This window comes from Streptomyces sp. NPDC002838 (genome assembly GCF_040295365.1).
In the GTDB taxonomy this organism is placed as follows: Bacteria; Actinomycetota; Actinomycetes; order Streptomycetales; family Streptomycetaceae; genus Streptomyces.
The window spans coordinates 16,773-40,236 of sequence record NZ_JBEOVF010000025.1 but is presented as its reverse complement, the minus strand read 5'-3'; the positions used below and the strand labels follow the sequence as shown (position 1 = coordinate 40,236).

Here is a 23,464-nt window from a genome sequence, read left to right as displayed (position 1 = left end):
AAACGGGTGGGGTGTTTCAGACACCGCCGTCCGCGAAGGCGCCGTCGGCGGTGAAGGCCAGTTCGGCGAAGCGTTCGCCGATGTGGCGGTGCGTGGCGGCGTCCGGGTGGAGCTGGTCGGGCAGCGGCAGTTCGGCGGAGTCGGCCTCGCCGTAGAGCTCGCGGCCGTCGAGGTAGTGCAGGTGCGGGTCCTCGGCCGCGCGCTGCGCCACGATCCGGGTGAGCTCCTCCCGTATGACACCCAGGGTCAGTTTCCCGGTCGCGCGTTCGGCCGGATCACCCATGGCCCGGAACCGGAGTCGGCCGGTGCTGAGCGAGCTGAAGTCCGGGGCACTCGGTCCGGGCGTGTCCTCGTGGATGGGACAGAGGACGGGCGAGACGACCAACAACGGGGTGGTGGGGTGGCCCTCGCGGATGGTGTCGAGGAAGCCGTGGACGGCCGGGGTGAAGGCGCGCAGACGCATCAGGTCGGCGTTGACCAGGTTGATTCCGATCTTGACGCTGATCAGGTCGGCGGGCGTGTCCCGCAGGGTGCGGGCGGTGAACGGGTCGAGCAGGGCGCTGCCGCCCAGGCCCAGGTTGATCAGTTCCACGCCGCCGAGTGAGGCGGCGAGCGCGGGCCAGGTGGTGGTGGGACTGGCGGCGTCCGAGCCGTGGCTGATCGAGCTGCCGTGGTGCAGCCACACCCTGCGGCCACTGTCCGGTGCGGGCTCGACGGGGGCGTCGGTGCGCAGGGCGACGAGTTCGGTGGTCTCGTTGTGCGGCAGCCAGATCTCGACGTCTTTGATGCCGTCGTCCTCGGTGCCGTCGGGCAGGTCGGTGAAGCGGAGAGTGCCGGGCAGGCCGGGCCGAAGCTCGGTGGTCCCGGTGGTCATGTCGATGGTCAGGGTGTTGCCGCCCGCCACACTCGCCTGGCCGGCCAGGCGGCCGTCGACGAGCAGGTCGTACACGCCATCCGGGCGGGGCGGGGCGCCGACGTAGTCGCGCTTGGTGGGCAGCGTGTCCAGTTCGACGGCGGTGGCCCGGGTGCGGAACGCCAGCCGTACGCCCGCGGGCTGGGACTCGGCCATGGCCAGTTGCCCGTCGGTGTACTGGGCGCGGGCCCAGGAGGGCAGCCGGTGCGGCAGTACGCCGTGCTCGGTGTGCTCCACGTCGAGGGCGCCGCGCAGGAGGTCCGCGGTGATGGGCGTGGTGATCCAGTCGTGCTTGCCGGTGTGCATGGTGTCGGCCTCAGGGGTTGTGGAGGGGTGCGGGCCAGTTCCGCAACAAGGCGTCGAGGGCGTCCAGGATCCGTGACCAGGTCTCCTGTGTGTCGGGGGCGCTGTGGCTGAACCCGCCCCCCATCTCCAGGCTGATGTAGCCGTGGAAGACGCTGCCCAGGAGCCGTACCGCATGCGTCTGGTCCGGCTCCGTCAGGTCGTAGCCGCGCAGGATCGCCCGCGTCATCCGGGCGTGTCTGCCGCCGGCACTGGCGGCCGCGGCCTCCGGGTCGAGCCTCAGCTGGGCCGCGGCGTAGCGGCCGGGGTGCTCCCGGGCGTAGTCGCGGTAGACGTTCGCCAAGGCGGCCAGGGCGTCCTTGCCGGCCCGCCCGGCCAGCGCGGCGGCGCCCCGGTCGGCGAGCTCCTCCAGGGCCAGCAGGGCGATCCGGGTCCTGAGGTCCTGGGAGTTCTTCACGTGCGAGTACAGGCTCGCGACCTTGACGTCGAACCGGCGGGCGAGCGCGGAGACGGTCACCTGGTCGAAGCCGACCTCGTCGGCCAGTTCCGCACCCGCCTTGGTCAGGCGTTCCGTGGTGAGTCCCGCGCGCGCCATACCGTTCCTCCCGCTCGGCCTACTCGATTATGCATTTGCCTAACCCCTTTAGGCAAAACACCATCGAGTTTACGAAGCCGACTACGGTGCGAGGCGATCCGGCAGCGGAGCGAGCGGATGGGCGCGCCAGAAGAACGCGTCGGCCGCGTGCTGGTCCCCGGCGAAGTTGATCGCCTCGGCGATCCTGCCGTTCCGGATCCTGAAGGCCAGTGCCCATGTGGTGTCGAGCCCCTCGGGTGTCGTGCTCCACCCCCGGTGCAGATCGACGACCCAGTCCCGGTCGGCGGCGATGCACAGCGTCTCCGCCCGGAATCCGGACTTCCGTAACTCCCGGAAGAAGGCGAGGACTTCCTCGATGCCTTCCTTCGTCCCGGCCAGCGGGTGGTGGCCCGGAATCGTCCAGCGGATGTCGGGCGTGAAGAACGGCCTCAGGGCGTCGGGATCACCCGACGCGTACGCCTCGTAATAGCGGCGGATGAGCCGCACATGCGGGAGTTCTCCCGCCCCGGCCGCCGTCCTGGCCCCGGCGGTCCCCGCTCCTGACAGCATCGCGGCGGCCAGTCCCGCCGCACCCAGACCCGCGCCCCGCAACACGCTGCTTCTGCTCAACGACTCGCCCACCGCACACTCCTCGTCTTCATCCTCGTACTCGGCCTGGACCTCGTCCTCGGCGTGCTTTCACGGAATCAGCCGGATCCCGATGCGGTCCAATGCCTGTGTCCATACGTTTGAGGCATGGATGCTCCGATGCGGCATGGTGCTCCGACGCTGATGTTCCGCCTGCGGATCGAGGAGGCCGGCCGTGGATGTCGACACGAGGGTGCTGCGTTACTTCGTGGCCGTGGCCGAGCATCTGAGCTTCACCCGTGCCGCACAGGAACTCTTCGTCTCCCAGCCGTCGTTGAGCCGGCAGATCCAGCGGCTGGAGAGTGACCTCGGGGTCCGTCTGTTCGACCGGGCGGGAAGAGAGGTGCGGCTCACGGCGGCCGGCGAGAACCTGCTGCCCACGGCCCACCGGATGGTGGGGGAATGGCGGTTGGCGGCGCGGGAGGTCCGGACGTCGGAAGCGGCGCGCAACCGGCTGTTGAGAATCGGGTTCGTGGCGACCGGCGCGGGGGCGCTGGGCCGGCGGGCACGCGCCGAGTTCACCTCGCGGTACCCGGGGATCAGGGTGGAGCCGAAGCGGTTCGACTGGGGCGGCGAGGCGGAGGCACTGCGGCAGGGGCTGGCCGACGTCGCCTTCGTATGGCTGCCGGCGGATCTCGACGGGCTGCGCTTCGAGGTCGTCGCGACGGAGCCGCGATGGGTGGCGATGTCCGTCACGCACCCCCTGGCCGCCGCCGACGCGGTGAGCATCATGGATCTGCGGAGCGAGCCCCTGATGTGGACCCGCAAGGCCCCCAGGGAGTGGGTCGACTGGTGGGCGGTCAATCCCCGCCCCGACGGATCGGCACCCCTGTGGGGTCCGGAGAACGACAACGTCGAGGAGATGCTCGAACACGTCGCCGCCGGCAGCGCCGTCTGTATCGGCGCCGAGTCGATGGCGGGTTACTACACCCACCCCGAACTCACCTGGCGCCGGGTCACCGACATCGAGCCGCTCCGCATCGCCGTCGCATGCCCGCGTGGCCCCCTGAGCCCTTTGGTCCGGGACTTCGTGGACGTGGTCGAGGACCTCGGACGACCGCTCGCGGATGGGCCGTGAGGGTCGCGGTCCCGGTGGGGCGGACGGGGATCACGGACCGGATGCCCTCGTCATCGGCGGCACGGCGGGCTCGGCGGGCACCCTTCGGGCTCTACGTGAACGGTCTGCTGCTGGCCCCCGCCATGACCGCCGCGCTGCTCAAGCCAAGTCCGCCCCGTGATCAGCCCGCTCGCAACAGCCTGACCGGTTCCCCGGCGAGGTAGGCGGTGATGTCGTCCACCACCTCGCCGTAGTAGGTGCGGTAGTTGGACTCGGTGACGTAGCCGAGGTGGGGCGTGGCCAGGACGTTCGGCAAGGAACGCAGGGGGTCGTCGGCGGGCAGTGGTTCGGTCTCGAAGACGTCGAGGCCGGCCCCGGCGATCCAGCCCTCGCGCAGGGCGCGCAGCAGCGCCGCCCGGTCGACGATCCCGGCGCGGGACGTGTTGACCAGATAGGCGCCGGGCTTCATGGCACGCAGTTCCGCCTCGCCGAGCAGACCGCGGGTGCGCTCGGACAGCACGAGGTGGACCGACACGAAGTCGCTGCGCCGCAGCAAGTCCTCCTTGCCGTCGGCCAGTTGGGCTCCCTCGGCGGCGGCGCGCTCGGCGGTGAGGTGCTGGCTCCAGGCGAGGACCTCCATGCCGAAGGCCGCGCCGACGCGTGCCATACGGCTGCCGATCTTGCCGAGTCCGAGCAGCCCCAGCGTCCGGCCGTGCAGGTCCTGGCCCACCGTGGACTGCCACGGCCCGTCCTCCCGCAGGGCCCGGTTCTCGACCGTCAACTGCCGTGCCAAACCAAGGATCAGTGCCCAGGACAGCTCCATCGGCGGGGTGCTGCTGCTGGCCGTGCCGCAGACGGTCACCCCCGCGGCAGCGGCTGCCGCGAGATCGATGGAGGCGTTGCGCATGCCCGTGGTGACGAGCAGCCGCAGCCGCGGCAGTCGACGCAGCAGGTCCGCGTCGAAGGGCGTCCGCTCCCGCATGACCACGACGATGTCGCAGTCGGCGAGCGCGTCGACCAGCTTCTCCCGGTCGGTGACGTGCTCCCGGAGGACACGTACGTCCACCTTCCCCGCGAGGGGCGTCCAGTCCGCGTGCGTGAGGGCGGCGCCCTGGTAGTCGTCGAGTACGGCGCAACGCAGGGTCATACCGGCTCACCCCCCTCGCGGTGCGTGGTGCCGCCGGCCGCGGCTTCGGGGGCGGGGGTCTCGGTGATCACGTGCTTTCGGTCCTCTCCGGGTACGGGCGCGGTGTACTGCTCGGTGAGCATGACCGCTGTACGTGGAAAGATCATCCCCCTCATCGCGGACCTGACACCCGACATGGCCGCGTCGTACGGGCCCGGTGTCAGGCCATGTCCGAGCCCCGCAGCAGGAGTTGGGCCACGGCCGCGCCGGCCACCACGATCGCCGTCCGGAACGGCCACCGGCTCCGGTCCCCGGACGGCACAGCCGTACCCGCGACCGCGACGGTCCCGGCCGCCGCCGCCAGGAACCGGTCCGGGATCCCCACCGCCCCGGGCGGCCCTGCGACGACCACGCCCACGGCCGCCAGCATCAGGAACGGAGCCAGCCACCGGCAGGCCGGACGGCCCAGCCGCTGCGGCAGCCCGCGCACGCCGGTCGCGAGATCGTTCTCGATGTCCGGAAGGACGTTCAGCAGGTGCGCGCCGACACCCAGCAGCGCCCCCGCCGTCACCGCCCACCAGGCGGGCCAGGACGGCGACGGCAGACCGAGGGTGACGAAGGCCGGCAGTGCGCCGAACGCCACGGCATAGGGCAGCGGTGAGAGCACCGTGTGCTTCAACCGCAGGTTGTAGGCCCAGCCCGCGGCCACCATGCCCAGGTGTGCCGCTCCCGCGACGGCGCCGCTCAGCAGTGACAGCGGCACGCACAGCCCCAGGGCCGTGCCGGCCGCGACAGCCGCCGCTCGGGGCGGGAGGTCGCCGGTGGCCACGGGCTTGTCGCGGCGCCCGCAGGCCGTGTCGCGCCGCGCGTCGGCCGCGTCGTTGCACCAGCCGATCGAGAGCTGGCCGGCCAGCACGGCCGCGGCCACCGCCGCCGACCCCGCCACCCCGCGGCCCGCCGCCACGGCCAGGGCGGTCACGAACACCGTCACGGCGATCGCCGGCTCCAGGTGGCAGGAGCGCAGCAGCGCCGGGACACGGTGTGTCGTACGCGAGAGAACCCCGGACGGGTGGAGAGACACGTGTGCAAGGTAATCCGGCACGCAGGGTGAGGAAGACATTACCGACATGCGTGTCTCCGCCATCGTCGATCATGCCCCGTCCCCGTCCCCGTCCCCGTCCCCGTCCCCGTCCCCGTCCCCGTCCCCGTCCCCGCCCACCGCGCCGCGGCGGACGCCCGTGCCCGCCGCGGCGACCACGATCGTCGCCGTCCACACCGCGCTGCCGCCGCACCGTTACGACCAGGACGACCTCACCGAGCCTATCGGCGACCTGTGCCTGCCCCCGGGGGCGGACCGCGCCGTGCTGCGCCGACTGCACGCGTCCGCCGGTGTGCGCACACGTCATCTCGCCCTGCCGATCGAGCGGTACGCCGGTCTCGGCGACTTCGGGCGGAGCAATGACGCGTGGATGGCGGCGGGCCTCGAACTGGGCGAGGAAGCCCTCACCGGCGCGTTGAAGAAGGCGGGGCTCCAGCCGGCCGACGTCGACCTGCTGGTGTGCGCCTCCATCACCGGCGTCGCCGCCCCGTCGCTCGACGCCCGGCTGGCCGGGCGCATGGGGCTGCGGTCCGACGTCAAGAGACTTCCGGTGTTCGGCCTGGGCTGCGTGGCGGGCGCCGCGGGCCTCGCCCGGGTGCACGACTATCTGCGTGGGCACCCCGACGACACCGCTGTGCTGCTCACCGTCGAACTCTGCTCGCTGACGCTCCAGCAGCGCGACGACTCCCGGGCCAACCTCGTCGCCGGCGCCCTGTTCGGTGACGGGGCGGCCGCGCTCGTCGCACGCGGAAGCGGCGGTGGGAGCGGCGGCGGTGGGAGCGACAGCGGTCGCGCCGGGCCGGACGCGGCCGGACCCTCGGTGGTCACCACGCGCAGCCGCCTGTATCCGGACACCGAACGGCTCCTGGGGTGGGACATCGGCGCCGGCGGATTCCGCGTCGTGATCGACGCCGGCATTCCCGGCATCGTGCGGGACCACTTCGGCCGGCACCTGCGCGCCTTCCTGGCCGAACACGCCCTCACCACCGACGACATCGGAACCTGGGTGTGCCATCCGGGAGGCCCCAGGGTCCTCTCCGCCGTGACCGACGCCCTCGGCCTGCCCGGCGGCGCCCTCGACACCGCGCGGCGCTCCCTCGCGACGGTGGGGAACATGTCCTCCGTCTCCGTCCTGCACATCCTGCAGAGCATCCGGGAGTCCCGTCGGCCCGAGCCCGGCACGTGGGGGCTGCTCATGGCGATGGGCCCGGGATTCTGCTCCGAACTCGTCCTGTTGCGCTGGTGAGTGATCCTCATGCCCTGGTACACGCTTGTCGTCCTCGCCGTCGCCGCCGAACGCGTCGCCGAACTCCTCGTCGCCCGGCGCAACGCGACCTGGACCATCGCCCGCGCCGGTGTGGAGCACGGCCGCGGCCACTACCCGGTCATGGTCGCCCTGCACACGGGCCTGCTCGCCTGCTGCCTGCTCGAGCCCGTGCTCGCCGACCGACCGTTCCTGCCCGCTCTGGGGTGGCCCATGCTGGCGCTCGCCCTGCTGGCCCAGGCCCTGCGCTGGTGGTGCATCACCACACTCGGGCCGTACTGGAACACCCGGGTCATCGTGGTCCCCGGAGCGCGCCTGGTCGGCGCCGGACCCTACCGTTTCCTGCGCCACCCCAACTACGTCGCGGTCGTCGTGGAGGTCGCCGCCCTGCCCCTGGTGCACTCGGCGTGGCTGACCGCGACGGTGTTCAGCGCCGCCAACGCGGTGCTGCTCGCGGTCCGTATCCGCTGCGAGAACGCGGCACTCACCCAAGCGGCGCCCGCGTGAGCGGCGGCCACGACCTGCTGATCGTCGGAGGCGGACCCGCCGGCCTCGCGACCGCCCTGCACGCCGCGCGCGCCGGTCTCGACACCGTCATCGCCGAGCCACGCCGGGCGCCGGTCGACAAGGCGTGCGGTGAGGGCCTGATGCCCGGCGCCGTCCGCGCCCTCACCGCCCTCGGCCTGGAGGTCCCCGGCCACCCCATCACCGGCATCCGGTACATCCAGGGCCCCCGCCAGGTCCAGGCCGCGTTCCGGCACGGCCCCGGGCTCGGTGCGCGCCGCACCGACCTGCACGGCGCCCTGCACCGGGCCGTCCAGGACGCGGGGGTGCCGGTAGTGCCCCTGCGGGTGGAGGACGTACGGCAGGACACCACGGGCGTGACCGTCCCCGGCACCGGACTGCGCGCCCGGTGGCTGGTCGCCGCGGACGGCCTGCACTCACCCGTGCGCCGTTCCCTCGGCCTGGGGACGAAGACCCGGGGGGCCGGGGCACCCCGGTACGGGCTGCGCCGGCACTACGCGGTGCCCCCCTGGTCGCCGTACGTCGAGGTGCACTGGGGAGCGCACGCGGAGGCGTACGTCACCCCGCTCGGCCCCGCCCTCGTCGGCGTCGCCCTGCTGACGGCCCGGCGAGCCCCCTTCACCACCCAACTGGACGGCTTCCCCGAACTGGCGGCCCGCCTCCCCCCGGAAGCGGCCGTCACCCCGGTGCGGGGCGCGGGACCGCTGCGCCAGAGAGCCCGTACCCGAGCCCACGGGCGGGTCCTGCTCGTCGGCGACGCCGCCGGATACATCGACGCGCTGACCGGTGAGGGCGTCTCCCTCGCCCTCACCGGCGCCGAAGCCCTGGTCGCCAACGTGCGCCGCGGCACACCGAGCCGCTACGAGACCGACTGGAGCCGCGCGACCCGCCGTCACCGCCTCCTGACGGAACTGCTGGTGAGAGCCCGTCAGCAGCCCGTGCTCGCCCCCCACATCATGCCCACGGCCGCACGCCTGCCACGGCTCTTCGCGGCAGCGGTGAACGCCCTGGCATGAGCCCTGGGCAGCCGCTGCCACAAGGGCCACCTGGGTGGCACATGCCGGCCGCAGTCCTGGGTACCCGGTATCGGGACTGCGACAGGAGACATGTGTTCCGCACGGCGATTGGACGACCGATGACTGACTCCCCATCCGACAGCGGTGCTGCCGCCGTCCAGCAGGCCCTGCGCGTGGTCGTCGAGCAGGGAGCGGACGAGACGGCACTGCGTACGCTGGCCGGCAGCGAGGTGCTGCTGCCCGCCGACATGGACGCGGTCGGCCCGGATCCCATGGCGCTGAGCCTGCCCGTGTACGAACTCGACGACGGCACCGAGGTGGTGCCGGTCTTCACCACGCAGACGCGCATGGAACAGGCAATGCCGCAGGTCGGCCGTCATCGCAGCGCGGTGCTGGGTTCGCTCGCCCATGGCTGGCCGTCGGAGCAGCTGTCGCTGGTCATCGATGCCGGCACGCCGGAGCAGCTGGCGCTCACGGCCCGCGGCGTCAAGGAACTGTTCGACCGCGACGACATCTGATCCCGAAGCCCCCTGTAGGCGGTACCGACGCCGCCAGTACCTGTACCACCCCCAAGATCGTCGGAGTATCCCTTCGCGCGACGGACAATCCGGGTCGCCGCTCAGTCCACACCGCCGGTCCACACCGCCGGTCCACACGGACAGCGGCCGACGCGCGATTGTCAGTGCCGGGTGTCACGCTGATGTCACACAGGATCTGCGAAAGGGAATCGCCGTGATCACCACTGACCTCACTCCCGGCTCCCCCTGTTGGCTCGACCTCGGTGCCCCCGACGTCCGGGCCGCCGCGGCCTTCTACGGCGCGGTGCTCGGCTGGGAGTACGAGTCCATGGGCGAGGGGGAGGACATGGAGGGCGGGATGTTCCGGAAGGACGGCAAGACCGTCGCCGGGCTCGGCAAGCTCACCGAGGAGGGCGCGCGCTCGGCCTGGATGATCTACTTCAGCGTCACCGACGCGGACGCCACGACCCAGGCCGTGGAGCGCGCGGGCGGCACGGTGCGGGTGGCGCCGAGGGACCTGGACGACTGGGGCCGGATGGCGCAGTACAGCGACCCGTCGGGGGGCCAGTTCGCCGTCTGGCAGCCGGGGAAGAACAGTGGCTTCGAGCTGGCGGACAAGCCGGGCTCGCTGTCCTGGACCGAGCTGTACACGAGCGACGCCGCGGCGGCCAGGGAGTTCTACGGCGGTGTCTTCGACTGGCAGTACAGCGACATGGAGCTGCCGGGCGGCGGGGGCACGTACACCCTCATCACCCCCGCCGGGCTTCCCGAGGAGCGCATGCAGGGCGGCCTCATGGAACTCCCCAAGGAGAACCTCGCCCTGGCCGGCGGGCGGCCGTACTGGCACCCGGTCTTCAACGTCACCGACTGCGACGCCGCGGTCGCCAAGGTCACCGAGAACGGCGGCAGCGTGCAGATGGGACCGGAGGACGCGGAGGGCGTCGGCCGCCTGGCCGTCTGCCTCGACCCGTCGCAGGCGGACTTCGTGGTGCTCACCCCGACCGAGAGCTGAGCCCTCCGCCTGGCCGGCGGTGCGGGCAAGGCGGCCGTCGCCGGCGCCCCCTGGTATGCCGGTCGCCGCCGTTCCTAGACTGGGAGCGGAGGCCCGGCCCGGCGGTGTGTCCGGTGCGGAAGGCGGTGGCGCTCCATGCCGTACGTCGCTGTGAGTGCGCTCAGCCATCCCGGGCTGCTCCGCGACCGGAACGAGGACAGCCTCGTCATCGGACCGTGGACCCTGTGCGCCACCGTGACCGAGAATCCGCAGACCCTGGTCTTCCCGCTGGGGACACCCCTCGTCGTCGCCGTCGCCGACGGGCTCGGCGGGCATCCCGGCGGCGACGTGGCCAGCACCCTGGTCGTCCGCCGGCTCGCATCGATCGGCCCCGCCCTGAGCAGCGAGGGCGCCGTCCGCGACGCCCTGAACGCCTGCAACCGCGCCGTGTACCAGGCCGCCGACGCAGATGAGGGCAGCGAGCTCGCCACGATGGGGACGACGGTCGCCGGAGTCGTCGCACGGCCCGGCTCGCTGCTGGCGTTCAACGTGGGCGACAGCCGGGTCTTCGCGGCCTCCGACGACGGGCTGCGCCAGGTGAGCGTCGACGACAGCCCCCCGCTCGCACCCGGGCAGCGCACCACGTCCATCGTCACCCAGTGCCTGGGCGGCAGCCCCGGCTACCGCCCCGTCCTTCCCCATGTGACGGCCTCATCCCTGGCGCCCGGCGACCGCTACCTGATCTGCACCGATGGTCTGACCGACCCGCTGACGGAGGACGTACTCGACGAGGTGATGCGGGAGTACGACGACGGCCGTGCGGTCTTCGAACTGTGGAAGTCCGCCATCGCGGCGGGCGGCCCCGACAACATCACGCTGGCGGTCGTGCGAGTGGGGGAGGAGGCCGGGGACGAGTAGGGGAGGCCCTCTGCGGTCCTTCGGACGTGTCCGTGCGGACTTATCCGTGCGGACGTATCCGTGCCGCCCCTTACAGAGAATCCGCATCGCTGTGCGGATAGCCGTACCGTCCGTGCAGCCGGACGAAGCGGGCCGCGGTCAGCACCCGCCGCCGCTCCAGCCCCGACGCGGTGCGCACGAAGCACACCACCTGTTCGTGCCCGCCCGGCCCGATCGGCTGCACCAGGCGGCCGGACGGCCGCACCTGCGCGATCAGCGGCGCGGGCACGTCCGGGAAGGCGGCTGACACGATGACCGCGTCGTACGGTGCGCGGTCCGGCACGCCGCCGCTGCCGTCGCCGACCCGCAGCTCCACGTTCCGTACCCCGTGCCGCGTGAGGTTGCCGCGTGCCTGCCGGGCGAGGTCCGGCCACATCTCGATGCTGACCACGTCGGCGGCCAGCCGGGCGAGCAGCGCGGTCTGGAAGCCGAGACCGGTACCGACCTCGAGGACGTGCTCGCGCCCTTCCAGACCGAGACTCTCGATCATCGTGGCGGACAGCGACGGCTGGGTGGTGACCTGCCCCTCCCCGATCGGAACGGGTACGTCCCGGTAGGCGGCGGCCACCTGACCGGCCGGGACGAAGTGCGCCCGGGGCGTCGTCCGCACGGCCTCGAGCAGCCGTTCGTCCCGGATCCCGGCGGCCCTGAGGGCCCGCACGAGATCCTCGGGCTCCCTGGGTACGGAGCTCATGGGAGACTCACCACACTGTCAGGCTAGGCCTGTCCGGCGGATCATGCCGCAGACGCGGAGGGCTCCTGACCGTCACTCGCGCAGCCAACGGTGGGGAGCGGCAGGGCGAGGCCGACGACCGCACAGGTCGCGTGCCGCTTGTCGGCGCAGCGAGGACGGCCCTCGCGCCACCTCGTCGTCGGTTGGCCTCCGCGGTCGGCAACGCGTTCTCCTCGTCACCAGGTCGTCTCCCCGGCGGTTGACGTCGGCCCGCCCCGTGCGGCCCGGCGAGCACGTCGTACGAGAAGCAGTGCGCCACCGGCGAGTACCGCCACCGTGCTCCCCGCGATGAGCCACGGCGTCCAGTCCCGGCCCGTGTGCCCGGACAGCGTGACCAGCTTGACGCGGTTGCCCGGGGTGCTGGATGCGATGTCACGGTTGAAAGTGATCTCGTCGTCCTCGCTGAGCAGGTCGTTGTGCGCCCGGAAGTCGTCGATTCCGCCGTCGTGGACGCGGCCGTGGCTGTCGATCAACGCGGTGGCTCCGTCGGGTTTCCGGCCCACGCACAGGACGATCCACTCGTACTCGCCGTCCGAGTGCTTGACCAGGACGTTGTTCCTGGAGACCTTCCCGTCCGGTCCGGCGAACTCCTTGGCCGCCTGCATCTGTTCCTCGGTGGTCTCCGGATCCGGCAGGGCCTGCGGCGCCGCGGCGGGCATCGCGGCGGCAGCCGTCGGCTGCGCGGAACCGGCCCACACCAGGGCCAGGATCAGGGCCAGCATCATGCTCAGCACCAAGGCCGGACGCGAGGAGGCGGTACCCCCGGGGTCCTGGTCACAGACACCACCTCCGTCTGACGCGTTCTGAGCGGGCGTGAGCGCAGGCGGCAGTTTCCCAGCCGTCCGCCGGGACCCCTCCCGCTGCTGACCGGTCAGTTAAGGAAGGTGCGCGAGGACATCAGCCCGCCTCGCGCTCCCCACTGGCAGGACGTGGGATTGCCCTTGTAGTGCGTCTCCGTCGCCTCGACGAAGATGCTGAGCCTGGTAGGCCCAGCGTCCTCGTCATCGATCGCGAGACAAGGCTGTTTCACCAACTCAGCGAAGGCTGCAACCGGCCACCAGGGTCGGAGCCACGAGGACGGCCGCCACCATGGTCGCGACACGTTTCGCACGGCTTCTTGTGCTCGGTTCCGCACCTGCGTGAGTCAGGCGTGACCCGGTCGCGGCGGCTCTTGAGAGAGGTCCCGAGGCTCTCCAGCTCCATGACTGCGCGCGTAGGCGCCACCGTCCGTGCCCGGGTGCCCCTGTGAGGTGTACCCAGGACGGACCGGCCTCCGGATCCAGCGGCCTCTGACACCCGCCGAACGGCCTACAGGAAGCTGACGTTCTGGGCGAGGGCGAGTCGACTGGAGTAGTTGATGGTGTTGGTGGCCGGGCGCATGTAGGCGCGCCAGGCGTCGGAGCCGGACTCGCGGCCGCCGCCGGTCTCCTTCTCACCGCCGAAGGCGCCGCCGATCTCCGCGCCGGAGGTGCCGATGTTGACGTTGGCGATGCCGCAGTCGGAGCCCTCGGACGAGAGGAAGCGCTCGGCCTCCTGCTGGTCGCGGGTGAAGATGCTGGAGGACAGGCCCTGCGGGACGTCGTTGTGCAGGGCGATGGCCTCCTCGAAGGTGTCGTACGTCAGGACGTAGAGGATGGGGGCGAAGGTCTCCTCCCGGACCACGTCGGTCTGTTCGTCGACGCGGACGATGACCGGCTCGGCGTAGGCGGCCCGCGGTGCCGAGTCGGCCAGGCGCCGGTTTCCGCCCGCGAGGACCTTGCCGCCCTGCGCCTGCGAGCGGGCGACCGCGTCGTGCATGGCGTCGAGAGCGGTCGTGGAGATGAGGGGGCCGACCAGGGTGCCCTCGTCGAACGGGTCGCCGATGGGGAGTTTGGCGTACGCGGCCGTCAGGCGCGCGACGAGCGTCTCCGCGATGTCGCGGTGGACGATGAGGCGCCGCAACGTGGTGCAGCGCTGTCCCGCCGTGCCGGCGGCGGCGAACACGATGCCCTGCACGGCGAGGTCGAGGTCGGCCGAGGGGGCGACGACGGCGGCGTTGTTGCCGCCGAGCTCCAGCAGGCTGCGGCCGAAGCGGGCCGCGACCCGGGGGCCGACCTCGCGGCCCATGCGGGTGGAGCCGGTGGCGCTGACGAGCGCGACGCGGGGGTCGTCCACCAGCTTCTCGCCGATGATGCGGTCGCCGAGCAGCAGTCGGTGTACGTCGCGGGGCGCGCCGGCCTCCTCGGCCGCCTGGGCCAGCAGCTTGTCACAGGCCAGGGAGATCAGCGGGGTGAACTCCGAAGGCTTCCAGATCACGGTGTCGCCGCAGGCCAGGGCCACGGCGGTGTTCCACGACCACACGGCGGCGGGGAAGTTGAACGCGGAGATGACGCCGACCACGCCCAGGGGGTGCCAGGTCTCGGCCAGGCGGTGGCCGGGGCGCTCGGAGGCGATGGTGCGGCCGTAGAGCTGGCGGGACAGACCGACCGCGAAGTCGCAGATGTCGATCATCTCCTGGACCTCGCCGAGCGCCTCCGAGCGGATCTTGCCCGCCTCGATGGTGATCAGGTCGGCCAGGTCGCTCTTGTGTTCGCGCAGCAACTCGCCGAGGCGGCGGACGAGTTCGCCGCGGCGGGGCGCGGGCGTGGTGCGCCAGTCGAGGAACGCCTCGTGGGTGGCGGCGACGGCCTCCTCGGCGGCGGCGTCGGTCGCGGGGGTCAGGCCGAAGAGGTTCTCGCCGGTGATGGGGGTACGGGCCTGTAGGCCGGTGCCTTCCGGGAGGGTCACGCCGATGTGTTCGAGGCTCGTACGGGCACGGGCGCGCAGGTCCTCGGTGGTGGGCAGGGTGGTGCTGGTCATGATGCTCCCTTGAGGGTGGTGAGGTGCAATTCCCTGGCGACCTGGGCGAGGGAGTCGTTCTGCTGCCGCTCGTACAGGGCGAAGGGGTCCAGGACTTCTCGCTCGATGGCGCCGGAGAGCCAGTCGCTGTCGTAGGCGGTGCCCTGCTGGTCGTTGTCCCGGGAGCCCGCGTCGCTGAGGTTGGACTGGAAGATGCCGGCCGCCGAACGGGGCAGGAAGTCCTCGTAGACGACGGGCTCGGGGCGCACCCAGCCGTGTGCCACCAGGTCACTGAGGGCTGCGGGTGGGCGGCTGCCGTCCTGCGGCCGGTCGGGCGCGACGTGGTAGGTGAAGTACGCGAGCCCCTGGGCGGCGAGGTCGCGTTCGGTGCCCGGGATGTGCTCCGCCCACAGGGTGCGCGCGAGTTCGGTCCGGTCCGCTCCGGGATGGAGCGCCGCCTGCTCGTCGACGAGGGAGAGCAGGCGGTCGTAGAGCGCGCGGCCCGCACGGGTCACGGCGATGCCGCGGGCTTCGACCTCTCCGAAGCGCACGCGCAGGGCTCCGCGGGTGACGCTGCCGTCCGCGAGGCGCAGGGCACGGGGTTCGGCGAGGGCCCGGAAGGACGTCTGGCGCAGCAGCAGGTCGGGGCCCTTCCACCGGGGAGGCCCCTGGACGGTGTCGATCATCTCGATGCCGCGCTCGGTCATACGACGGTAGAGCTCGTCGATGTCCAGGACGCGCGGGGTGAGGTGGTTGATGTGGGTGCTGCGCACGCCGCCGATGTCCGCGGCGACGGCGGAGACCCGCTCCAGGGTCTCGTACCAGGCCCTGTCGATCGGCTCGGTCGACAACTCGAAGGCGGCGACGGCTAGTTGGAGGAACCGTTCGGCGTCCTCCTCGGGCAGTTCACGCTCGGCCTCCGCCCGATCGGCCAGCGCGAGCAGCTCCGGCGGGAACAGCTCGCGGCCGGCGAGGAACGTCTCCAGGCGGGAGCGCAGTCCGGCGTCGAAGAACCGCGGGTCCGCCGGGGTGAGCAGGGAGGTGAAGACCCGGAAGGGGTTGCGGGCCAGTTCCTCGCCGTCGACGGGACGGAACGCGGTCGACACGACGGGCACCGCGCTGGAGGCGGCTTCCCGCAGGTCGTAGAAGCCGACCGGGTGCATGCCCAGGGCGCCGAAGACACGGGCGACCTGCCGGAGTTCGGCGGGGGTGCCGACGCGGATGGCGCCGTGCCGTTCCGCCGTGACGCGGCTGATGGAGCCGAGCCGCTCGGCATCGGCGCCCTGGGCGCGCAGGACGTCCTCGTTGACCTCGCGCGAGACGTCCACGAGCGTGGTGTAGGCGGGGACCTCCCGGCCGTACATGTCGGAGAGCCGGGCGGCGAAGGCGGCGCGCAGTTGCCACTGGCTGATCATGGAAGGGCCTGCCTTTCGAACAGGGGGCTCGGTATCGGGAGTTCGGGGTGTTCACACCACGTGGGCTTCGGGGCGGATCTCGGCTCCCGCGCCGAAGCGGTCGGCGCTGAGCGGGGAGATGTCGACGAACGGTTCTCGGTCCAGGCAGAGGTCGCGCAGGATCTCGCCGACGGCGGGGCCCTGCAGGAAGCCGTGGCCGGAGAATCCGGTGGCGTACAGGAAGTTGCCGAGCTCGCCGGAGCGTCCGATGAGGGCGTTGTGGTCGGGGGTGACCTCGTACAGGCCGGCCCAGCCGTCGACGGTCCTCATGCCGGCGAGTTCGGGGGCCCGTTGCCGTACGGCGTCCCGGAACAGATCGAGCCACTCCGGAGTCCAGGTGGTGTCGAAGCCGTCGGGCTGGTCGGGGTCGGCGAGGCCGAACAGGAGGCCGTCGTCGCTGTTGTGGAAGTAGGCCGACGAGGCGAAGTCGATGGTGAAGGGGATGCGGGGCGCCGGGGGCGAAAGCGGTTCGGTGAAGGCGAGTTGGCGGCGCACCGGCCTGACCGGGAGGTCGATCCCGACCATGTCGCCGATCTGCCCGGACCAGGCGCCCGCCGTACAGATGACGGTGGAGCAGGCGATGCGGCCGCGGTCGGTGTGGACGGCGGTGACCCGGTCGCCGGCGGTGTCGATGCCGGTCACGGTGGTGTGCGTGGCGAAGGTGACGCCGGCTCGGACGGCCGCGTCGGCGTATCCGTGGACGACCAGGCCGGGGCGGGCGTGGCCGTCGGTGGGGGAGTAGGCGGCGGCCACGAGTCCGTCGGTGTCGAGGTAAGGACACAACACGCGGGCCTCGTCCGGGGTGACCATGCGGGTGGGGACGTCCAGAGCGTTCTGGGTCCTGACGCTGGCCTCGAAGTCCGCGGCCTGCCGGTCGGTGGTGAGCAGGAACAGGTAGCCGACGGTGTCGAGGCGGATGTCCGCGCCGGGGCGGTGCGGGAAGTCCTGGTAGGCGCGCAGGCTTCGGCTGCCGAGTTCGATGTTGAGCGGGTCGGAGAACTGGGCGCGTACCCCGCCGATCGGTTTGCCCGAGCTGCCGCAGGCCAGGTCGCCGCGCTCGACCACGACGACGTCGGTCACCCCCGCCTCGGCGAGATGGAACGCGGCACTGGCACCCATCACGCCACCGCCGATGATCACGACATCCGCGGTCGGCGGAACGGAGCGGAGAGTGGATGAGGAGGACAAGAGGCCGTCCCTTCCAAAGGCCGACGCGAGAGCCGAACAGGCATCGACCCGGGGGCGCGGCTTGGGCTGTCAGTAAGTGGCGAAACGCTGATCAGCTGTCTGCCCGTCATCGTGACGCACTCCGACCTTTGACGTCCATGAACAGTTACTGCACCTGATCTATTAGTGTCCCTATATGGACTGGACGAGTTCCCAGCTGCGTTCCCTGGTGGAGCTGACCAGGCGCGGAACCATCACCGCGGTGGCTCAGGCCCTCGGGTACACCCCCGGCGGGGTCTCCCAGCAGATCGCCGCGCTGGAGAAGACCACGGGCATGGAGCTGCTACGGCGGGTGGGGCGGCGGGTGGAGCTGACCGACGCCGGGATGACGCTGGCCCGGCATGCCGAGCGGATCCTGTCCACGGAGGCCGAAGCCGTCGAGGCGCTGGAGCGCAGCCGGGGCGAGATATCGGGGGTGCTGGTGGTGGGTCTGTTCGCCACGGCCGCCGCCGAGATCCTGCCGCTGGCCCTGCGGCGGGTGCGCGAGGCCCACCCGCGACTCGCCGTGCACAGCCGGGACATGGACGTGGACGAGGTGTACGACGCCGTCGCCTCCGGCGCGGTGGACCTGGCGCTCGGCCTGGACTACCCCGATGTGCCCATCCCCCGTGATCCGGCCCTGCGGGTGATGCAGCTGGACCGGGAGCGGTTCTCCCTGGCGGTGCCCACCGGGTGGCTGGACGGCCGCGAAGAGGTCGCCCTGTCCGACACCCGGAACCTGGGGTGGATCCTGCCGTCGCCCGACAGCTACTACGGCCGCGCCGTGCGCACCGCCTGCCGGCGGGCGGGCATCGAACCCGATGTCCAGCACGAGGTGACGGACACCGCGGCCACGCTGGCGCTGGTCGAGGCGGGCATCGGGGTCAGCACCGTCACGGATCTGATGCTCAGGCTGCGCGCCTCGCACTTCGACGTGGTGCGCCTGCGCGAGACGGTCGAGCGGCACATCGTCGTGGTGTTCCGCTCCTCCGCCGAGCACCGTCCCACGGTGGCCGCGCTGGTCGACGTCCTGCGGGCGGTGGCCGGAACCCGGCGCGGTACGCCGACGTAGAACAGGCACCGCTCGCCCTGCGGCCCGCGTAGATCAGCGTGCGTCCGACGCGGCCGCGTGCAGATACGGCTCCTGCGCGGGCACCGCCCGTCGTAGGGCGTCCAGCAGTCCGGCGAGCAGAGGATTGCTGTTCTCGGTCAGATGCACCGCCATCACGTCGCGGTGGGCGGAGCGCTGGGTGAGCCGGGTCGCCTCGATGCCCGCGCTCGGCACATGACCGAGGGCGGGCACGACCGCGACACCGAGCCTCGCGGACACCAGCTCCCTTACGACGTCGTAGTTGTTGCTCCTGAAGGCGACCTGGGCGTCGAAGCCGGCGGCCGCACACAGCCGGACCAGCGACCGGGCGCCCGCGGTGCCCTCCCGGCTGGTGATCCAGCGGGCCTGCGCCAGCTGCGCGAGCTTCGGGCTCGGGCCGCTGTCGGGGGCGCGCAACAGGACGAGGTCCTCACGCAGCAAGGGATGGCGGGCCAGTCCGTCGGGCCACTGGCGAGGGCTGAGCCCGTACTCGTAGACCAGCGCGACATCCAGGTCGCCGCCGCAGAGCGCGGCGACGAGTTCCTCCGGCTCGCCTTCCTCCAACTGGACCTGCGCGCGCGGATGGGTTTCGACCAGCGCAGACAGGGCGGAGGGCACCAGCCGGACGCCCGCTGTCGGAAAGCTGCCCAGTCTCAGACGGCCGGTCGCGCCGCTCGCGAGCTCCCGCACCTCGTGGTCCAGATCGTCCAGGGCGGCCAGTACACGCGCGCTGAGGTCGACCAGGCGGTGCGCCGCGGTCGTCGGGCGGATCCCATGGGCTTCCCGCTCGAACAGGATCAGACCGGTCTCCTTCTCCAGCGCGGAGATCTGCTGGGAGATCGCGGACGCGGTGTAGCCGAGATCGCGGGCGGCGACGGCGAACGACCCGCTGCGGACGACGGCCTTCAGCGTGAGCAGGTGCAGTGGCTTCAGCACGGCGGGCTCCTGGGGCGGGAGAGCGAGGATAAGCATTCGTGGCCCTGGAGCGTCAATTCTCTCGTTCTGCTGGTCCTTGTGAGAGGTCTCGCCCGGCCCACATCGTGGGAGTGCCAGGTCGAAGCGCCTGGCGTGACAGAAGGAGCGGGCACAGTGACCACGACCGTCCAGGACCTCGGCAGCCCCGACGCGGCAGCGGTGGCCGATGCCCTCGGCCGAGGGGACTGCGGAGAGGTCGCCGCTGACGCCGGCCGCCGGGCACAGTACTCGGCCGACGCCTCCAACTACCGCCGGATCCCGCTCGCCGTGGTCTTTCCCCGCGAGCGGCGGCACGTTCTCAACGCCCTCGCCGAATGCCGCCGCCTGGGCGTTCCGGTCACCTCGCGCGGAGCCGGCACCAGCACCTCCGGCCAGGCGGTCGGACCCGGCGTCGTGCTCGACTTCTCCCGGTACTTCAACCGGCTGCTCGCCCTGGACCCCCAGGCGCGGACGGCCACGGTGCAGCCGGGCATCGTGCTGGACGATCTGCAAAGGGCGGCTTCCGGCCACGGTCTGCTGTTCGGCGCCGACCCGTCCACCCACAGCCGCTGCACGCTCGGCGGCATGATCGGCAACAACGCCTGCGGATCGCACTCCCTGGCCTGGGGACGCACCGCCGACAACGTTCTGGAACTCGAAGTGGTCACCTACCGGGGCACGGTGGTCCGGCTCGGCGAGATGACACAGCCCGAGATCGACGAGGCCATCGCCGTCGATGACGACCGCGGACGGCTGATCGCGTCCCTGTACCGGCTCGCCCAGGGCGACCTGGCCGTGCTGCGTACGAAACTGGGCCGGTTCCCGCGGCAGGTGTCGGGCTACGCGCTGGAGCACCTGTTGCCCGAGCGGCGCTTCAACCTCGCCCGAGCCCTGGTCGGCAGCGAAGGCACGCTGGCCGTGGTCCTCTCGGCCACCGTCCGTCTCATCTCCCCGCCCCCTGCCCGGGCCCTGGTCGTCCTCGGCTTCCAGGACGCCGGCGCCGCGGCCGACGCCGTGCCCGCCCTGCTGGAGCACCGGCCGCTGGCGCTGGAGGGCCTCGACCACGCGCTGACCGACATCGTCACCCGCCCCGAGACCCGCACCGCGATCGACACCCTGCCCGCCGCCCGGGCCTGGCTGTTCGCCGAACTCGGCGGCACGGAAGAGGAGTTGCCCCTCAGGTGCAAGGAACTCGCCGAGACCGCCCGGCAGGCCACGGGATGCACCGGCAGCGAGGTCATCACCGACCCCGCCCGGGCCCGACGGCTGTGGCGGATCCGCGAGGACGGAGCGGGCCTGGCCACCCGCACCCCCGACGGCTCCGAAGCCTGGCCCGGCTGGGAGGACGCGGCCGTCCCGCCCGCTCAACTGGGCTCCTACCTGCGCCGGTTCACCCAACTGCTCAAGCGGTACGACCTACAGGGCCCGGTCTACGGCCACTTCGGCGAAGGCTGCCTGCACGTGCGCATCGACTTCGACTTCACCACCGAACAGGGCACCGCCGTCTTCCGCGCCTTCGTCACCGACGCCGCGAAGCTGGTCGCCGAGCACGGCGGCTCCCTGTCCGGCGAACACGGCGACGGCCAGGCCCGCTCCGAACTGCTGCCGCTGATGTACGGGCCCGACATCATCGCCCTGTTCGAGGAGTTCAAGCACATCTGGGACCCTGACAACGGCCTCAACCCCGGCATGATCGTGCGGCCGCTGCCCGTGGCCGGGAACCTGCGCGTCAGCCCGCACCGCACCTCGCTGCCCCTCACCACGATCCTCCCCTTCCACGCCGACGACGGCGACTTCGCCAAGGCCACCCGCCGCTGCGTCGGCGTCGGCAAGTGCCGTACCGCCGCTCATCGTGGCGACGTCATGTGCCCCAGCTACCGGGTCACGCTCGACGAGAAGGACTCCACCCGCGGCCGCGCCCGCCTGTTGTACGAGATGACCCAGGGCGAGCTGATCACCGACGGCTGGCGTTCCACCGAGGTCCGCGACGCCCTCGACCTGTGCCTGTCCTGCAAGGGATGCAGCGCCGACTGCCCGGTCGGGGTGGACATCGCCACGTACAAGTCGGAGTTCCTGCACCACCACTACAAAGGCCGCGTCCGGCCCGCCTCGCACTACACCATGGGCTGGCTGCCGCTGCTGTCCCGCCTGGCCGCCAGGATGCCGCGACTCGTCAACTCTCTCACCGCCTCCCGGACGGCGCCGATCGTCAAGCGGCTCGGCGGTATCGACGGCCGGCGCGAGATTCCCCGCTTCGCGGACGAGACCTTCCTGACCTGGTTCCGCCGCCGCACACCGCCGGCCGACGGCGGACGCGGCCCGGTGATGCTCTGGGTCGACTCCTTCAACAACCACTTCTCACCAGAGGTCCTTCAAGCCGGCGTCGCCGTGCTGGAGAACGCCGGCTTTCGCGTCCAGGTCCCGGACGGCACCCAGTGCTGCGGACTGACCTGGATCACCACCGGCCAACTCGGCGTCGCCCGACGCGTCGCGCGGCGCACCGTCACCGCCCTGACTCCCGCGATCGAGGCCGGTCTGCCGGTCGTCGGCCTGGAACCCAGCTGCACCGCCGCGCTCAGGACCGACCTGCCCGAACTCCTCGACACTGACGGCGACGACCGCGACCAGGCCCGCGCGCTCGCCGACGCCACCGTCACCCTCGCCGAACTCCTCGTCCGCCGAGCCACCGACTGGCAGCCCCCGCGCGTCGAAGCCCGATCGATCAGCCAGACGCACTGCCACCAGCACGCGACCTCCGGTTTCGGCGCGGACAGTGCCCTGCTGCACCGCATGGGTGTCGACAACGCCACGCTCGCATCCGGGTGTTGCGGCCTGGCCGGCAACTTCGGTTTCGAACGCGGCCACTACGACGTCTCCGTCGCCGCGGGCGAACAGGTCCTGCTGCCCGCCGTGCGCTCCGCCGGCCTCGACACGGACATCCTCGCCGACGGATTCAGCTGCCGCACCCAGATCGCCCAGCTCACCGACCGTACCGGCACCCACCTCGCCCAGCTCATCGCGCGCGCCCTACCAAAGGATCACGACTGTGACTGACGCACTCTCCCTCGTCGACGACTGGGGCCCCGAGAAGATCGTCGTCGTCTCCCACCGACGCACCGGCATGAAGGGCGTGCTGGTCATCGACAACACCGCCCGGGGCATCGGCAAGGGCGGCACCCGCATGAGCCCCCACGTGACGGTCGACGAGGTGGCCCGCCTCGCCCGGGTCATGACGTGGAAGTGGGCCGGTGTCGACCTCTTCTACGGCGGCGCCAAGGCCGGCATCGTCGCCGATCCGGCCGCACGCGACAAGGAGGCCGTCCTGCGCGCCTTCGCCCGGGCCCTGCACAACGAGGTGCCCCGCGAGTACGTGATGGGGCTCGACATGGGCCTGACCGAGAGCGACGCCGCCATCATCCAGGACGAGCTGGGCGACCGCGGGGCCGCCGTCGGCACCCCGGAACACCTCGGAGGCGTCGCGTACGACAAGCTCGGCGTCACCGGCTACGGGGTCGCCGAGGCCACCGATGCCGCGACCCAGCGCCTTGGCCTGCCCCTGTCCGGCGCCCGCGTCGCCATCCAGGGCTTCGGCGCCGTCGGCAGCGCGGCCGCCCGGCGGTTCGCCGAACTCGGCGCCACCGTGGTGGCGGTCTCCACCGCCCACGGCGCGCTGCACGACCCCAGCGGACTCGACGTCGACGACCTCCTGACCGCCCGCGAGGAGCACGGCGACCACTTCGTCACCCTCCCGGGCCGGGGCGCCACACTCGCCTCCGGCGCGGAACTCACCGTCGACTGTGACGTCCTGGTGCCGGCCGCTCTGCAGGACGTCATCGACCACAGCACCGCGCAGAAGATCAAGGCCCAACTCGTGGTGGAGGGCGCCAACTTGCCCACGTCGCCGGGGGCCCAGGCGATCCTCGCCCAGCGCGGCATCACGGTGCTCCCGGACTTCGTCGCCAACGCCGGAGGCGTCGTCGCCGCCGCCTTCGCGATGGATGCCCGCCACTCCGGCTTCCGGCCCGACACCGTCGCCATCTTCGAGACGATCTCGACCAGGCTGCGAACCAACACGGTCACCGTCCTCGAAGAGGCCGAACGCCGAGACGTCACCCCACACGCCGCGGGCCGCTCCCTGGCCGAGCAGCGTGTCCTCACCGCGATGCGGAGCAAGGGACGGGTACCCCGCGACTGACTGTGCCCTCACGCGTGTGCGACA

The 23,464-nt window shown here is 71.9% G+C and carries 22 protein-coding genes; 10 read left to right on the top strand and 12 right to left on the bottom strand.

The genetic code is table 11. The annotated features are described in order from the left end of the window. Positions 1-16: 16 nt before the first annotated feature. The 3 genes from ABT063_RS28630 to ABT063_RS28620 form a co-directional block, all read right to left on the bottom strand. Complete coding sequence (locus ABT063_RS28630; RefSeq protein ID WP_351062108.1) at positions 17-1,219, bottom strand: GDSL-type esterase/lipase family protein; 1,203 nt, start codon at positions 1,217-1,219, stop codon at positions 17-19. A 10-nt stretch (positions 1,220-1,229) separates the two neighbouring features. Beyond that, entirely contained in the window at positions 1,230-1,811 is a 582-nt protein-coding gene (locus tag ABT063_RS28625) for a TetR/AcrR family transcriptional regulator (protein WP_351062106.1), read from the bottom strand. 81 nt (positions 1,812-1,892) lie between these two features. After that, complete coding sequence (locus ABT063_RS28620) at positions 1,893-2,432, bottom strand: nuclear transport factor 2 family protein (protein WP_351062104.1); 540 nt, start codon at positions 2,430-2,432, stop codon at positions 1,893-1,895. Between the two features lie 181 nt (positions 2,433-2,613). Here ABT063_RS28620 and ABT063_RS28615 point away from each other — a divergent pair, with 181 nt between their 5' ends. Beyond that, positions 2,614-3,516 carry a LysR family transcriptional regulator gene (locus tag ABT063_RS28615; RefSeq protein ID WP_351062102.1) on the top strand — a complete coding sequence of 301 codons (903 nt, stop codon included), beginning with the start codon at positions 2,614-2,616 and terminating at the stop codon, positions 3,514-3,516. A 160-nt stretch (positions 3,517-3,676) separates the two neighbouring features. Here ABT063_RS28615 and ABT063_RS28610 read toward each other — a convergent pair whose 3' ends face one another. From ABT063_RS28610 to ABT063_RS28600, 3 genes are read right to left on the bottom strand one after another with little or no spacing between them, the layout of a single operon-like run. Next, a complete protein-coding gene (locus ABT063_RS28610; RefSeq protein WP_351062100.1) occupies positions 3,677-4,642 on the bottom strand; it encodes a D-2-hydroxyacid dehydrogenase family protein in 966 nt (321 codons plus the stop codon). Continuing rightward, positions 4,639-4,788: a hypothetical protein gene (locus tag ABT063_RS28605; protein WP_351062099.1), complete on the bottom strand. Its 150-nt coding sequence runs from the start codon at positions 4,786-4,788 to the stop codon at positions 4,639-4,641. The genes ABT063_RS28610 and ABT063_RS28605 overlap by 4 nt, the downstream gene beginning before the upstream one ends. A 53-nt stretch (positions 4,789-4,841) precedes the next feature. Then, positions 4,842-5,702, bottom strand: coding sequence for a UbiA family prenyltransferase (locus tag ABT063_RS28600; protein ID WP_351062097.1), 861 nt, complete (start codon positions 5,700-5,702; stop codon positions 4,842-4,844). A gap of 46 nt (positions 5,703-5,748) precedes the next feature. On the opposite strand from ABT063_RS28600, the gene ABT063_RS28595 reads away from it, so the two are divergent. From ABT063_RS28595 to ABT063_RS28570, 6 genes are all read left to right on the top strand, one after another. Further along, positions 5,749-6,966 (top strand): type III polyketide synthase, encoded by a 1,218-nt coding sequence (locus tag ABT063_RS28595; protein ID WP_351062095.1) that lies wholly within the window; start codon positions 5,749-5,751, stop codon positions 6,964-6,966. A gap of 9 nt (positions 6,967-6,975) precedes the next feature. Next, positions 6,976-7,491, top strand: coding sequence for an isoprenylcysteine carboxyl methyltransferase family protein (locus ABT063_RS28590; protein ID WP_351062094.1), 516 nt, complete (start codon positions 6,976-6,978; stop codon positions 7,489-7,491). Next, positions 7,488-8,525 carry an NAD(P)/FAD-dependent oxidoreductase gene (locus ABT063_RS28585; protein ID WP_351062093.1) on the top strand — a complete coding sequence of 346 codons (1,038 nt, stop codon included), beginning with the start codon at positions 7,488-7,490 and terminating at the stop codon, positions 8,523-8,525. Before ABT063_RS28590 ends, ABT063_RS28585 begins: the two co-directional genes overlap by 4 nt. A gap of 119 nt (positions 8,526-8,644) precedes the next feature. After that, the gene (locus ABT063_RS28580) at positions 8,645-9,043 is read left to right on the top strand and encodes an SseB family protein (protein ID WP_351062092.1); all 399 of its coding nucleotides are present in this window, start codon (positions 8,645-8,647) and stop codon (positions 9,041-9,043) included. A 214-nt stretch (positions 9,044-9,257) separates the two neighbouring features. Further along, positions 9,258-10,055, top strand: a complete 798-nt coding sequence (locus ABT063_RS28575) for a VOC family protein (RefSeq protein ID WP_351062091.1) — start codon at positions 9,258-9,260, stop codon at positions 10,053-10,055. A gap of 135 nt (positions 10,056-10,190) precedes the next feature. Next, the gene (locus ABT063_RS28570) at positions 10,191-10,952 is read left to right on the top strand and encodes a PP2C family protein-serine/threonine phosphatase (RefSeq protein WP_351062090.1); all 762 of its coding nucleotides are present in this window, start codon (positions 10,191-10,193) and stop codon (positions 10,950-10,952) included. A gap of 70 nt (positions 10,953-11,022) precedes the next feature. Here ABT063_RS28570 and ABT063_RS28565 read toward each other — a convergent pair whose 3' ends face one another. The 5 genes from ABT063_RS28565 to ABT063_RS28545 all read right to left on the bottom strand — a co-directional run bounded on the left by ABT063_RS28565 (position 11,023) and on the right by ABT063_RS28545 (position 17,183). Further along, positions 11,023-11,685: a protein-L-isoaspartate(D-aspartate) O-methyltransferase gene (locus tag ABT063_RS28565; RefSeq protein WP_351062088.1), complete on the bottom strand. Its 663-nt coding sequence runs from the start codon at positions 11,683-11,685 to the stop codon at positions 11,023-11,025. A 215-nt stretch (positions 11,686-11,900) separates the two neighbouring features. Next, positions 11,901-12,461, bottom strand: a complete 561-nt coding sequence (locus ABT063_RS28560; protein WP_351062086.1) for a hypothetical protein — start codon at positions 12,459-12,461, stop codon at positions 11,901-11,903. Between the two features lie 571 nt (positions 12,462-13,032). After that, complete coding sequence (gene amaB, locus ABT063_RS28555) at positions 13,033-14,562, bottom strand: L-piperidine-6-carboxylate dehydrogenase (protein ID WP_351062084.1); 1,530 nt, start codon at positions 14,560-14,562, stop codon at positions 13,033-13,035. Beyond that, positions 14,559-15,956, bottom strand: coding sequence for a 2-oxoadipate dioxygenase/decarboxylase (gene hglS, locus ABT063_RS28550; RefSeq protein ID WP_351062082.1), 1,398 nt, complete (start codon positions 15,954-15,956; stop codon positions 14,559-14,561). Before hglS ends, amaB begins: the two co-directional genes overlap by 4 nt. Before the next feature lie 51 nt (positions 15,957-16,007). After that, positions 16,008-17,183, bottom strand: a complete 1,176-nt coding sequence (locus ABT063_RS28545) for an NAD(P)/FAD-dependent oxidoreductase (RefSeq protein ID WP_351062080.1) — start codon at positions 17,181-17,183, stop codon at positions 16,008-16,010. Positions 17,184-17,358: 175 nt separating this feature from the next. Between ABT063_RS28545 and ABT063_RS28540 the strand changes: the two genes are divergently transcribed. Further along, positions 17,359-18,273, top strand: coding sequence for a LysR family transcriptional regulator (locus tag ABT063_RS28540; protein ID WP_351062078.1), 915 nt, complete (start codon positions 17,359-17,361; stop codon positions 18,271-18,273). A gap of 33 nt (positions 18,274-18,306) precedes the next feature. Here ABT063_RS28540 and ABT063_RS28535 read toward each other — a convergent pair whose 3' ends face one another. Next, entirely contained in the window at positions 18,307-19,227 is a 921-nt protein-coding gene (locus ABT063_RS28535) for a LysR substrate-binding domain-containing protein (RefSeq protein ID WP_351062077.1), read from the bottom strand. 153 nt (positions 19,228-19,380) lie between these two features. On the opposite strand from ABT063_RS28535, the gene ABT063_RS28530 reads away from it, so the two are divergent. Continuing rightward, complete coding sequence (locus tag ABT063_RS28530) at positions 19,381-22,299, top strand: FAD-binding and (Fe-S)-binding domain-containing protein (protein WP_351062075.1); 2,919 nt, start codon at positions 19,381-19,383, stop codon at positions 22,297-22,299. Next, positions 22,292-23,440, top strand: a complete 1,149-nt coding sequence (locus ABT063_RS28525; protein ID WP_351062074.1) for a Glu/Leu/Phe/Val family dehydrogenase — start codon at positions 22,292-22,294, stop codon at positions 23,438-23,440. The genes ABT063_RS28530 and ABT063_RS28525 overlap by 8 nt, the downstream gene beginning before the upstream one ends. Positions 23,441-23,464 lie beyond the last annotated feature (24 nt).